We start from the raw sequence: 12586 nt of genomic DNA, 5'->3' as shown, positions 1-12586 counted from the left end.
TGTTGAGCGAGCGCTCAGTCTGCGATATAATCGAAGCATCATATGAACTGGAGCTGTTAATTTAACCATGACGAAACATTTGAGCGAGCAAGAATTGATGGCGTTAATGCAACCTGGCACAGATATCATTATTCCAATAGCAAATGGGGAACCTCACTTATTACTGGATTTGTTAGAAGCGAATTATGAACAATTGGATCACGTAACTGTCCACCAAATGCTAGCTTTGCGTGAGCGGGCTTATATTCGCGGAGAAATGAAAGGTCATTTGTCGCACACGTCTTACTTTTTGAGCGGTGCAACCCGACATGCGTTTCGAAGCGGGGCTGTCGATCTCGTTCCGAATGTCTTCAACGAAGTACCTCGGTTGTTACGGGACACATTGAAACGTCCAGTCGTCATGGCGGTTGCATCTTTACCCGATGAGCATGGATACTTTTCCCTCGGAACACAAGCGGATTATGTCTCAGAGTTCATCGGCAAGATTCCTTTCATCCTCGAAGTGAACCAGCACATGCCGCGCACATTCGGGAAAAACCAAGTGCACATGAGCCAGATCGCCGGCTATGTGGAACACGATGCACTACTGACCGAGGAGAAGTGTCCGGTTAGCAGTGAAAAGGATAAAAAAATTGCAAGTTATATCACGTCCGAAATTCAAAATGGGGACACGCTGCAAGTAGGAATTGGAGCGGTTCCGAACGCTGTGATGAGCATGCTGAGAGATCATCGTGATTTAGGGATCCATACTGAAATGTTGACGGATGGAATCGTTGACCTCGTTGCGTCAGGTGCTGTAACAGGTATGAATAAATCTACACATCAAGGGAAAATCGTGACGACATTTGCATTTGGGACACAGCGACTCTATGAGTTCCTGCACAACAATCCAAGCGTTGAATTTTTACCAGTCAGTGTCGTGAATGATCCATATGAAATCGCAAAAGAGGACAATATTGTATCCATCAATGCGACGACAGAAGTGGACTTATATGGTCAATGTGCTTCTGAAACGATTGCCGGAAACTATTATTCATCCACAGGCGGACAAGCAGACTTCGCACGCGGCGCACAATTAGCTAAAAATGGGAAAGGGTTCATCTGCATGTACTCGACATTGAAAAATGATTCCATGTCCCGCATTAAATTGAATCTGGCACCGGGTTCAGTTGTGACGACCTCTAAAAACGAAGTGGATTGCATCGTGACCGAATACGGGATTGCTAAGTTGCATGGCAAGTCGCTCCGCGAACGTGCAGAAGCTTTGATTGCCATTGCGCACCCTAAATTCCGGGACGAGCTTCGAAGCGAAGCGATTGCAGCTGGAATATTGCCTGCTGCAGAAGAACACGCAGCTTCAGAACTAGTTGAGCGCTCATAAACTAGGGGAAGTGCTCATAAATGCTGAAAAGCGCTCATAAACCTGTAGAAATGATCATAAACCTGCGAAAGCGCTCATAAACTTCAAAAATCATAAACACGTAAAAGCGCTCATAAATATCTAGAAATGATCATAACCCTGGTGAAAGCGCTCAACTTCTCAATAAAGCGCATAAACGCAAAGCGGCATTCCCCTTTCAGTAGCCCGCGGAGCAATAACAAATGCTCACTCTAAACCAACACGCGACCAATCAAGCACTGAACCACTTAAAAAGGAATGCTTCGCAGTTGCGAAGCACTTCTATTGAAGAACCGCAACGAAAACAGGAGCCTCCACTATCTATGGGGGCTCCTGTTTTATTGATTCCACTCATACGTAAAGAAGGTTGCACCTAAACCACTCTATCCATCTAGTGTCCACATCCAATATCAACTGGTCGTAAGTGCTATTTCTAAACGTTTCTCGAACTTTTTACGCCAATCGTCTGCAAGTGCTTCAATCGCCAGCACACGACGGATTCCTTCTATGTTTTTCGGGTTATGGAAGTAGATCGTATTCGCTTCAAGCACGGTGACTCCAAGGGGATCTTTTGTGTGTACCGCTATCTGATCATCTGACCGAACCATACCTTCTACGAGAACACGGCATAAGTAGCCTGTGAATCCGGTCTTGATCATGTTTTTCATCACAGGATATCCGAGCCGCTGATCAATCGTACTGCACGGTATCCTCCCTTGCGTCACCTGTATGACTGTCTTTCCAATTGTATAGATATCTCCAATACAGACTTCGGCTTCTGTCATTCCGGAGGCTGTAATATTTTCACCGAACGCAGCAGGCGGAAGCGTACATTCAAATTCGTCATTCCACTGGGCGTAATGTTCATGAGGATACATACACACTGCACGATCTGGTCCGCCGTGGTGTTTTTTATCCGCTACGTCATCTTGATGGAATCCATCGAAAGATAAAAATGCTTCTTCCATCGTTTGTTTGCAGATACCGGTAATCAGCTCTTTTCCTTTTGCAGTGTCAATCTTTTGAGGTGTCCCTATTGCGAGAGTCCTCATCTGCATGTGTGTAGTCATCCAAATCCCTGCTTTCATAATTGTTTTTTCAAGTATAGCAAACAATGGGAATATTTCGAGGGCAATAAGGATATTTTCTCTCTCTTCAACTCAGTTTACGAATATGAGGGAAGGGTAGATACTAAACAACTTTGAAAAAGGATGTGACCGTATGAAAGCAGTGACGTTTCAAGGAAAAGAGTCGATGGTGACAAAAGAAGTGAAGACGCCGGGGATACAAGACAATCGTGATGCAATCATCCGGATTACTACGAGCGGAATTTGCGGATCGGATTTGCACCTCTATCACGGTGGGATTCAGCCGGAACAAGACTATGTAGTAGGCCATGAGCCTATGGGAATTGTCGAAGAGGTAGGATCTGATGTGAAAACGTTAAAGAAAGGCGACCGTGTCGTGATACCATTCAATATTGGATGCGGGGAGTGTTTCTTCTGCCAGCACCAGATGGAGAGCCAATGTGACACTTCTAATCCGCATGGCGAAGTTGGCGGCCTGTTCGGTTTTGGTGAGCAGAACGGGAATTACCCTGGTGGTCAGGCAGAGTATTTACGAGTTCCATATGCAGATTTCACATCCTTCAAAGTTCCGGAAAATAGCGAGTTGAAAGATGAACAAATCGCACTGCTTTCAGATGTCATCCCTACAGCTTACTGGAGTGTTATCCATAGTGGATTGAAAAAAGGTGATACAGCAATCATCCTAGGCTCAGGTCCAATTGGTTTAATGGCTCAGAAATTTGCCTGGATGAAAGGCGCCAAGCGTGTCATTGCAGTAGATCATGTTGACTATCGTTTGCAACATGCTAAGAAAACAAACAAAGTGGAAACGTATAACTTCAAGGAACATGATGAAATCGGTAAATTGCTGCACGAAGAGACAAAAGGCGGAGCTGATGTTGTCATTGACTGTGTTGGAATGGATGGAACTGTTCAGCCAGCTGAAGAATTCGGTTCGAGTGGAGATAACCAATTTGGAACGATCAGCCCGATCGTGACCGCTTCGGAAGTTGTGCGGAAGTTTGGTACAGTCCAATTGACAGGTGTCTATGCAACAGATGCTAATAACTTTCCGTTAGGTGATTTTTTCACTAGAAATGTCTCCCTTAAAATGGGGCAAGCGCCAGTCATCCACCTGATGCCTGAACTCTACAAGAAAATCGAAGCAAACGAGTTTGACCCAACAGATATCATTACACACAAAGTGAAACTGGAAGATGCAGCAGATGCCTATTCCATATTCGATAAGAAAGAGGATGGCTGCATTAAAGTTATATTCCAGCCTTAAGTCACAGAACGTGCGATGCGGATGCATCGCACTTTTTTTGTTCGACCAATTGGCCCCGACCCCCTATAATGAGGACAGGTGATAGAGAACGTATATGAAATGGGGAACACGTGTGAAGAAGGCAGTCATATTCGATTTTGATGGAACGATTATAGATACAGAATCAGCTTGGTTTGATATTTATCAAGAAATTTTGAAGGAGCAGCATGGATTCAATTTGACGTTGGAGGAATTCGTGAAAGTGGTAGGGTCAACGGACGGCGCATTATTCGACTTCATTGACCAGTCGCTCGAAGTCCCTATGGACCGAACTATTTTTCATGACCAAGTCAATTTGCGTTTTGAAACGATTCGAGAACAACTCGCATTGCGTGATGGTTTTTTAGATACAGTCAAACAGCTGAAACAGCGTGGGATGCTGCTGGCAGTTGCGAGCAGTTCGAGATTGACTTGGATTGAAGGGTTCTTGAAGCAATACGGCTTGCTGGAATACTTCCCTATCATCGTTTCAGCAGAGGATGTTGAAGAAGTGAAGCCGAACCCAGCCATTTACAACGTGGCATTGGAACGTCTAGGTGTTACTGCAGACGAAGCGATTGCAGTAGAGGACTCCTACAATGGATCGATTGCAGCAATAAGCGCAGGTGTGCATTGTTTAATCATCCCGAACGATGTCACTCGTTCGTTATCATTCCACGAAAAGGGACAGCTGATCGGATCATTTGCTGACTTCGATTATGCATTACTTGAGAAGTGAATAGGAGGACATGCACTTGAAGAGTCGACAGTTGGAAATCCTGCTCTACTTGCTGAAAACGAAAAAAACGACACATCGCGAACTAGCTGAAACATTTGAAGTGAGTGTAAAAACGATTCAGCGGGATATCGATCGGCTGTCTGTTCAAGGGATTCCAGTGTATACAAAGCAAGGTAATGACGGTGGGATTTATATGGAACCATCCTATAAGCTGTCTCGCAGTTTCTTTACAAAAGAAGACTTGCAGACAGTCATTTTTGCGTTGTCTCTATTCGATCAGATTTCCCATGAGGATAAAATGACAAGTATCCTTTCAAAGCTAGCGCTAATTGAACCTGACTTCATCCATCTATTGGAACAAGATGCTTCGGAATACTTCGTAGTAGATGTCGTAGACGAACCAGTCTCGATGAAGGATGCTGTATTTACTGCAATAAATACGTGTTTTGATACAGAGCAATACGTGAAGCTGACCGTAGAGGGGGTAGTCAAAACGGTTGCACCTATTAGCTACGTACTTCGCAACGATGGCCTCCATTTATATGCTTATGATGATGAGTACTGCTTGCTTCCACTCGCAAACATCACGGAATTTGAAATGTTGGAACAGGAGTTTGAACGTGATTTTGAACCATATCATACTATGAAATCAGTTCTTGATATTCGTGAGTAATCAGTTTTTCAAATAAGACAATAGGTGACCGATTTAGCGGATAGACTAAGGGTATGGAGGGATGCAAAATGGAAGAATCCATTTATACTCGTTATTCGGTCAATCGGCTGATTTTTATATTCTCATTACCTGCAATTTTGTCACTTATCGTCGAGCTCATGACAGGCATTGTGGATACTGCATTTGCTGGACACCTTGGTAATGCGAGTGAAAGTGCGCTTACTGCAATGGGATTAGTATCACCGTTGTTAGGTGTTTTCGTAGCAATCCAATCGCTTTTTGCGATTTCTACAGCAATCATGGTTTCCTCGTTACTTGGAAAGGAAGACCGAATCGCACTCGATTCCCATGTGCAAACCGGATTCGTAATGACACTTGTTTTAAACACGGCAATCTCCATCGTTTTCTGGTTTTTCCTGGAACCGGTTCTTAGGAAGATGGGTGCAAATGGGGAAGTTTTAGCACTCGCGATGATCTATATGCGAGTGATCCTCATGAGTAATATCTTTAGCTCGCTCGGTTATTTACTGACCAGTGTCGTTCGTGCATTTGGACATCCTAAAACGGAAATGTTCATAGTCTCGCTGTCTGTTGCCATCAATCTAGTTGCAAACGCGGTACTGACTTTCGGTTTCGGGCTCGGGATTTTGGGGATTGCACTTGGAACACTTATTAGTGAAGTTGTATGTGCAACGCTTGCAATTGGCTGGATGAAAAGGAAAGGTTATTGGTTCACCTATCGTGCGCAACCGATGAAACAGATAGTTACGATCACTTGGAGTCTGGTGAAGATCGGATCCGTTCAAACCGTCCTGCAGTCTCTCGCTGGGGTGACAGCATTTTTAGTGAATCATCAGCTTCTGACATGGGCAGGCAGCTCACAGATCGGAAGTTGGAATATCGCTAACAAAGTGTATATGTTGCTGCTCATGCCGATTATCGGACTGACCCAATCGGTGCAATCGATTCTTGCTTACTTCAACGGCAGTGGAAATACAGAAAAACAACGTTCAACCGCAGTGAAAACGATTTTGCTGAGCATAGGATACGGTGTAGTCGCTGCAGTCATCTGTTTCCTGGCGGGTTCAGCCATTGTAGAAGTATTCTCGACAAATGAGAGCTTACAAAAAGAAGCCCTTAAAATGATGAAAATGGTGTTCATCACGTTCCCATTCGTCGGCATCACCTACACGATGATTACATTGCTTCAAGTAACAGGAAGAGAAGGTCAATCGCTTCTCATTGCAGGATTCCGACAAGTGCTTGTCATCATACCGCTTGTTTTTGCCATGCCATTTCTAGTTCAATGGCTTTCCATACCGGTGGCTCCGGCGTTAGCTGTCATCATGGCGATTCCGGTAGCGGACACGCTTACTCTGATGCTTGCATGGTTTCTAGGAAGAAGAGTTTCCAGACAGGTCATTCAAGTTGGTGAATAATGTTGAGCGTTCTATCCTGAAATGGATGGGACGCTTTTAAATTGGCGTATTTTAGGGAAGAGGAAACAATATAGCGAAATTTGAAACTATAACGGGGGTATTTCGTAATAGAATGAAGGGAGTGATGGACGTGAAAAAAGTGTTGATAAGCATGGTGATGTTCGTATTATTACTTGCCTATCCGGTTCCAGCATTTGCAGATGACTTTACGATTAAAGAGTTTAAGATTGATGCCCAACTTGAAAATGACGGGAATGTCCAGGTGAAGGAACAGTTTACGTATGAATTTGATGGTACTTTCAATGGAATCAGCCGAGATCTATACCCGAAAGAAGGAAGCGACATCCGTGATCTCCGTGCTGAAGAAAATGGTAAGTCCTTGAAAATCGAAGGTGAAGATGGCAGTTATAAAATTCATAGGAAGTCAAAAGACGAGACTGTTGTTATCGAACTAACCTACACGATAGTAGACGGGGTAGAGAAGTATACAGACATGGCTCAATTTTACTGGCCATTTTTCGACGATCGCAACGAAACTGATTTTGAAAACGTAATGATTACCGTTCGCCCTCCACAAGCGACGGATGATGTAATTGCTATGGGATACAATGCAGCTCGTGGAGTTGGAAAGACCGATGAAGAGGGAAATGTCGTGTTTAAGCTCGGAGAAGTGTCTGCTGGGACGAATGCGGACGTCAGGGTTGGATATCCTGCATCCTTGTTTGGCAGTGCTGCTGTCGCAAATGACAAAGAAATCCGCCCCGAATTGAAGAGAGAGAAAGAAAATCTCGCAACCGCTCAAGCCCGTTACGACAAAATGCACAACTTGTCCGGGCTGGCAGCGCCATATATTGTGGGAGGGGCAGTCGCGTTGCTGCTGCTGATTGGTGGGTATGCGTTACGTTTACAACGTCAACGGAAAATGCAAGCCGATCTTCACTATCCGGAAGCCTATTTCGTTCCTGAAGAAGTTATGAGTCTGCCGGCAACGCTGAGATATGCTGTGCCTCATGTGCAAAGTACACAAGTCCAAACAACGGCGTTATTGGATCTACTTCGAAAAGGGAATATTGAAAAACAAGGAGAAGAGGCATTCCGCGTCATAAGCCGGGATACGCAACATGAGCACGAGCGCTTGCTCATCGAGTGGCTATTCGATGGGTTTGGTGATGGCGAAACGTTTTCCTATAAAGATTTGAATACATTAGAAGGAGATAAATTATCAGTTCGGCAAGAAGTTGAAAAGTATAATACGCTGCAAAGTGCTTGGGAGAAATCCATCAAGGAAGAAATCGATGGACATGATTTGAAAGGAGGAGCAAAGGGAGTGCGTATCCTATCTGTGCTAATAGGTTTCTTGCTCGTTCCACCGATGATTATTTTCGGAATCTACGATCAGCCGATGTGGCTATTGTTTTCCGTTTTCCCAAGCTTACTACTTGTCCTGTTTGGGTTGTTATACGCTCCAAAAACAGTGAAAGGACATGGAATCCAGCACCAATGGGATGCTTTCCGGAAACGGCTGCCTGAGGTATCAGCTGCTGATTTGAGTGACCAGCTGGATGACGAGCAAAAGCGTGCTGTGATTTTCGGGATTGGGACAAAAACTATGGATGAAAAACAATTGGTTGAACCGGAATCGTCCTATGAACGCGGGTACGTGCCTCCAATCATGTATTATTTCCCGATTGGAACATACGCCTATTCGCAATTGAACCGTGCGGATAGTGCAGTCGCGGCCTCCAATACATCCTCGTCCTCTGCATCGTCCGGCGGAGGTGGAGTCGGTGGCGGTGGCGGAGGTGCAGGAGCGTTTTAACCCTTGCGACAAGGAATGGTCACACTCGCAAGATTCTTTTAGACAATTCGCTTTGTAACCCCAAACAACCATGATAAGATGAGGAAATAACTTATTTTAAGGTCGATACTGGTTGTAGGAGCGGAATATATGAAGAAATCATCTATTACACTATGGTTGTTATTAACAAATTTACTCATTGCGTTCTTAGGTATTGGACTCGTGATTCCCGTCATGCCCACGTTAATGAATGAATTGCACTTGTCTGGGAAAATAGTCGGCTATTTAGTTGCATTCTTTGCAGTTGCACAGCTTGTCGCATCTCCATTGTCGGGGCGTTGGGTGGATTCCATTGGACGGAAAAAAATGATTGTCATCGGACTGGTCATGTTCAGTGCCTCGGAACTGCTGTTTGCTGTCGGCCAATCACTGTCTGTCCTGTTTGCATCCCGGATTGTCGGAGGGGTGAGTGCAGCCTTCATCATGCCGGCAGTCACGGCTTTCATCGCAGATATTACTACGAACGAAACCCGTGCGAAGGCGCTTGGTTACATGTCGGCAGCGATTTCCACCGGGTTCATCCTCGGACCGGGAATCGGAGGATTTCTCGCGACACTCGGTACTCGGGTCCCATTTTTCTTCGCAGCGGGTCTGGCTCTCTTTGCCGCTATCTTTTCTCTGATCATGTTACGTGAACCTGAACGTCAATATGAAGAGACGATGAACACGCAAAAACCAGGATTCAAAAGGATTTTTGCACCGATATACTTCATCGCATTCGTCCTGATTTTTGTGTTGTCATTCGGACTTGCATCGTTTGAGTCCATTTTCAGTCTGTTTGTCGATCACAAATTCGCATTCACACCAGCTGATATTGCCATCGTGATTACAGGAAGCGGGATTGTCGGTGCAATTGCACAAGTTGTCCTATTTGACCGACTCGCAAAACGGATGGGCGAAAAGAAGCTCATTTACCTGTGTCTCGTTTTGTCTGCTGTCTTAGTTGGTATGATGACCATAGTGAGTTCCTACTTTGCTGTGTTAGCAGTTACGATTGTCGTGTTTGTAGGATTTGACTTGATCCGTCCGGCGGCGACTTCGTACTTGTCTAAAATCGCGGGGAATGAACAAGGGTTTGTCGGCGGGATGAACTCCATGTTCACGAGCATTGGGAATATGATCGGCCCGATAGTCGGAGGTATTCTGTTCGATATTGACCTGGACTATCCATTTTACTTCGCAACGATTGTACTCATCGGAGGAGCGGTACTTGCATTCGTATGGATGCGCAGACCTGACGCAACAAAAGACCCTATACACCAGCCGTTGTAAGCGGCTGATGTACAGGGTCTTTTTCTATAAAAAGAATACAATCAATTGTGAGGCAATCGCAACGAGTATCAGCGCGAATGGATACGCTGCTGCATAGGCGATCGCAGGGTCTTCTGAGTCGATGAGCTGATTCAAAGCACCAAGTGCAGGTGTGCTCGTCATACCTCCTGATAGTCCGCCTAGAGAGTGGACGACACTTAGTTTCAACAGTTTCCGTGCCGCGAAATAGCCGACGAATATCGGGACCAGAGTTATCAGAACACCGCCAAATATCAGCTTCACGCCTTCGGTCTGAATGACTTCGACAATTCCGGAACCGGCTGTTGTCCCAGCTCCGGCGAGGAACAGCACTAGACCGAGCTCACGGATGACGTGATTGGACGGGCCGTAATAGCGGACGTGAATTGGGCCGAGCTTCCCGAAATGCCCGATGATCAGCGCAACAAAAAGCGGTCCTCCCGCCGTGCCTAACTGAATGGTGCCGAGCCCAGGAAGAGGTATCGGCACCATTCCGAGCAATACGCCAAGCAGCAGCGTCACACTAATTGAGAAGATATCCAAGTTCGTAATAGTGAGTTTCTTGCGGGTGAAAAGTTCTTCGACTTCGTCGAGCCGCTGTTCCGTACTGACAATTGTCAACACGTCTCCGCGGATCAATGGCAAATTCGGATTTTGAGTCAGTTCAATTCCTTCACGTGTGATGCGGGTTACTGTCGTCCCGTGATCTTTACGTAATCGGAGTTCTTTCAGCGTTTTCCCGATGACCTCATCGGAATCCACGGCCACTTTGCGAAGATGGACATTATCCGGATTTTCCAGTTCCGTATCCACAGGCTTGCCGATGTAGGCAATCAGCCCATCGAGCTTCGTTTCGTTCCCGACGACAACTAAATAGTCTCCATTCAGTAAAATCGTATCACCAAGCGCAATCATCGTATGACCGTCACGGATGACCCGACTGACAACTGCGTCATAGGGTGCGAAATTCAACTCGCTCAAACTGCTTTTGTGAAGCATGGGGTTCGTCACTTCAAGCGTAGCGAGCACGGGAGAACCTGCCGTCCGGATTGGATTAGCCGTCTCATCCAAGTCTTTTTGCAAGTCGATCTTCCCGATACGTGGCAGCAACTGGACGAATAGAACGACAGCTAGAACACCGAATGGATAGGCAATCCCATAACCGACTGATGCAAGAGGATCATGCGTTGCCTGCAAGGCTGCAGCCAAGCCTGGTGTACTCGTAAGCGCTCCTGTCATTAATCCGACGCTCAATGCTGGATCGAGATGGAGCCCTTTCGCAACAAGAATCGTCGTTGCGACGGCAAAGAGGATGATCAGAAACGATAAAATGCCAAAGATCAAGCCGCTGGAGCGCAACATGCGAAAGAACTTAGGGCCAGCTTGCAATCCGATTCCTACGATGAATAAACTCAGTCCGAAATTCTGGATGACCGGAGAAATCGCAAAACCGAAATGTCCAAACACCATAGCCACGAGCAAAACTCCGGCAGCGCCTAAGTTCAGACCTTTAATCGACCACGAACCGAACCAGGAGCCTAAAAATAAAATAACGAATAATAAGATCAGGGGTTCGTCGAGTAACGAGCGCAATAATTCCATCCAATCACCTCTATGAAACAATCTACCCTAAGTATAAGGCAATGAACCTGATGAGTGCAGTGATTTTACTCGGATATTCTCTTCAATAGCACGGGCTATTCCGATTGCTGCTTCGCCAACAACGCAAGTAAGTTATCGAACGAATGAGTATCCTTCGTGTCCAGGTCGATATACCCCCCATAATAAGGGGACTCACGATTTTGGACAGCGAGCTGTTCCATGTGTTTGAGAAGCTGATCGGCAAACTCGTGCTCATTTGCTTCACGAGACATCATGACAGCGAGCGCATAGACAGATGCACTTTCATAGGAGACGGACGGTTTTCCTGTTTTGCTGTCATAACGACCGTAAAGCTTGTTATCACCTTCTTTAAAAGCACGTTTAGTAAACGAAACGAGTGCAGACACATCGCCATTCCAGACCGCCCGATGATACCCCGTATATAATTGATCGATCAGATTCACGTCTGCATCATATATATAGCTATCGGTTCGTATCGAATACTGCTTCGGGAAAAACCCCTCGGGTGAAAGAGGGGCTTCCATTAACACTTTTCGCGTATTTTGATAGATGGATTGTGGCAATTCACCACGCAGAGCCATAAGGTCGAGAGCTTGAGGAACAATATAGCTCAGTGTTAACTCCGTACCTGCTTTCTTGCTATCTGTTTCAACGAAATCCGTGAGAATTCCTTGACTTGTTTGATGACGTGAAATGGAATCACTCATTTGATCGGCTAGTAATTCATACGCGGGTTCATCCCATTTTTCTGCAGCCATATAAAGGGCTTGGATGATCCGGATATCATCGATCAGCGCGTTTGCAGAAGCGTGGTTACCTCTGATGATTTGCCAGGTGACGAGATGGTCGTCAGTTAGAAATTCGTTACGTAACGTTGTGACTTGAGTTTCAAATGACTTTTTTTCGTTGGCCACGACAACATAAAGCATCCAGAGACCCATCGATTCCGACAAGTATTCATCAGCACGATCAGTGATGTTGGTTCTGATGAAACCGTCCTGCTGCAGTAAATGGGACCGGACGAAAGATTCTGTAGCTGGGCGTTCTGGGGAATCATATACTGTCCACATCCAATACAAACCTCCTCCGATCATGAATAGCAATATAGCTCCGGTAAGCTTCCAAGTTCCCATTCGCTTCAACGTCCCATCTCCTTCATCCGGCTTCTAATGTGCAAAGAGCAGGACAGCTC

Annotated in this window: 10 protein-coding genes; 7 read left to right on the top strand and 3 right to left on the bottom strand. The window is 45.7% G+C overall.

The window, feature by feature from the left end; translation table 11 throughout:
- The first annotated feature begins 67 nt into the window (after positions 1 to 67).
- Entirely contained in the window at positions 68 to 1381 is a 1314-nt protein-coding gene (locus tag H9659_RS07395) for an acetyl-CoA hydrolase/transferase family protein (protein ID WP_191689299.1), read from the top strand.
- A 428-nt stretch (positions 1382 to 1809) separates the two neighbouring features.
- On the opposite strand, the gene H9659_RS07390 is transcribed toward H9659_RS07395, so the two are convergent.
- Complete coding sequence (locus H9659_RS07390; RefSeq protein WP_225217717.1) at positions 1810 to 2469, bottom strand: MOSC domain-containing protein; 660 nt, start codon at positions 2467 to 2469, stop codon at positions 1810 to 1812.
- 151 nt (positions 2470 to 2620) lie between these two features.
- On the opposite strand from H9659_RS07390, the gene H9659_RS07385 reads away from it, so the two are divergent.
- From H9659_RS07385 to H9659_RS07360, 6 genes are all read left to right on the top strand, one after another.
- Positions 2621 to 3754: an alcohol dehydrogenase catalytic domain-containing protein gene (locus H9659_RS07385; RefSeq protein WP_191689298.1), complete on the top strand. Its 1134-nt coding sequence runs from the start codon at positions 2621 to 2623 to the stop codon at positions 3752 to 3754.
- Between the two features lie 94 nt (positions 3755 to 3848).
- The gene (locus tag H9659_RS07380) at positions 3849 to 4511 is read left to right on the top strand and encodes an HAD family hydrolase (RefSeq protein ID WP_191689297.1); all 663 of its coding nucleotides are present in this window, start codon (positions 3849 to 3851) and stop codon (positions 4509 to 4511) included.
- 16 nt (positions 4512 to 4527) lie between these two features.
- Positions 4528 to 5184 carry a helix-turn-helix transcriptional regulator gene (locus H9659_RS07375; protein WP_191689296.1) on the top strand — a complete coding sequence of 219 codons (657 nt, stop codon included), beginning with the start codon at positions 4528 to 4530 and terminating at the stop codon, positions 5182 to 5184.
- A gap of 68 nt (positions 5185 to 5252) precedes the next feature.
- Positions 5253 to 6623, top strand: a complete 1371-nt coding sequence (locus H9659_RS07370; protein WP_191689295.1) for an MATE family efflux transporter — start codon at positions 5253 to 5255, stop codon at positions 6621 to 6623.
- 130 nt (positions 6624 to 6753) lie between these two features.
- On the top strand, positions 6754 to 8442 hold the full coding sequence (locus tag H9659_RS07365; RefSeq protein ID WP_191689294.1) for a DUF2207 domain-containing protein: 1689 nt from the start codon (positions 6754 to 6756) through the stop codon (positions 8440 to 8442).
- A gap of 129 nt (positions 8443 to 8571) precedes the next feature.
- A complete protein-coding gene (locus H9659_RS07360) occupies positions 8572 to 9753 on the top strand; it encodes an MFS transporter (RefSeq protein WP_191689293.1) in 1182 nt (393 codons plus the stop codon).
- A gap of 24 nt (positions 9754 to 9777) precedes the next feature.
- Here H9659_RS07360 and H9659_RS07355 read toward each other — a convergent pair whose 3' ends face one another.
- Together H9659_RS07355 and H9659_RS07350 are read right to left on the bottom strand one after the other, a co-directional pair.
- Positions 9778 to 11373 (bottom strand): aspartate:alanine exchanger family transporter, encoded by a 1596-nt coding sequence (locus H9659_RS07355; protein ID WP_191689292.1) that lies wholly within the window; start codon positions 11371 to 11373, stop codon positions 9778 to 9780.
- Positions 11374 to 11468: 95 nt separating this feature from the next.
- A complete protein-coding gene (locus H9659_RS07350) occupies positions 11469 to 12464 on the bottom strand; it encodes a glycosyl hydrolase family 8 (RefSeq protein WP_191689291.1) in 996 nt (331 codons plus the stop codon).
- Positions 12465 to 12586 lie beyond the last annotated feature (122 nt).

The organism is Sporosarcina gallistercoris (genome assembly GCF_014836415.1).
Lineage (GTDB): Bacteria > Bacillota > Bacilli > Bacillales_A > Planococcaceae > Sporosarcina > Sporosarcina gallistercoris.
The sequence above is the reverse complement of the archived record's forward strand: the minus strand, read 5'-3'. Positions and strand labels throughout refer to the sequence as shown.

Excerpts from the sequence above, each read along its gene's own strand:
- H9659_RS07395 (WP_191689299.1), top strand. The coding sequence starts at position 68 with ATGACGAAACATTTGAGCGAGCAAGAATTGATGGCGTTAATGCAACCT.
- H9659_RS07390 (WP_225217717.1), bottom strand. The coding sequence starts at position 2,469 with ATGACTACACACATGCAGATGAGGACTCTCGCAATAGGGACACCTCAA.
- H9659_RS07385 (WP_191689298.1), top strand. The coding sequence starts at position 2,621 with ATGAAAGCAGTGACGTTTCAAGGAAAAGAGTCGATGGTGACAAAAGAA.
- H9659_RS07380 (WP_191689297.1), top strand. The coding sequence starts at position 3,849 with ATGAAATGGGGAACACGTGTGAAGAAGGCAGTCATATTCGATTTTGAT.
- H9659_RS07370 (WP_191689295.1), top strand. The coding sequence starts at position 5,253 with ATGGAAGAATCCATTTATACTCGTTATTCGGTCAATCGGCTGATTTTT.
- H9659_RS07360 (WP_191689293.1), top strand. The coding sequence starts at position 8,572 with ATGAAGAAATCATCTATTACACTATGGTTGTTATTAACAAATTTACTC.
- H9659_RS07355 (WP_191689292.1), bottom strand. The coding sequence starts at position 11,373 with ATGGAATTATTGCGCTCGTTACTCGACGAACCCCTGATCTTATTATTC.
- H9659_RS07350 (WP_191689291.1), bottom strand. The coding sequence starts at position 12,464 with ATGTGGACAGTATATGATTCCCCAGAACGCCCAGCTACAGAATCTTTC.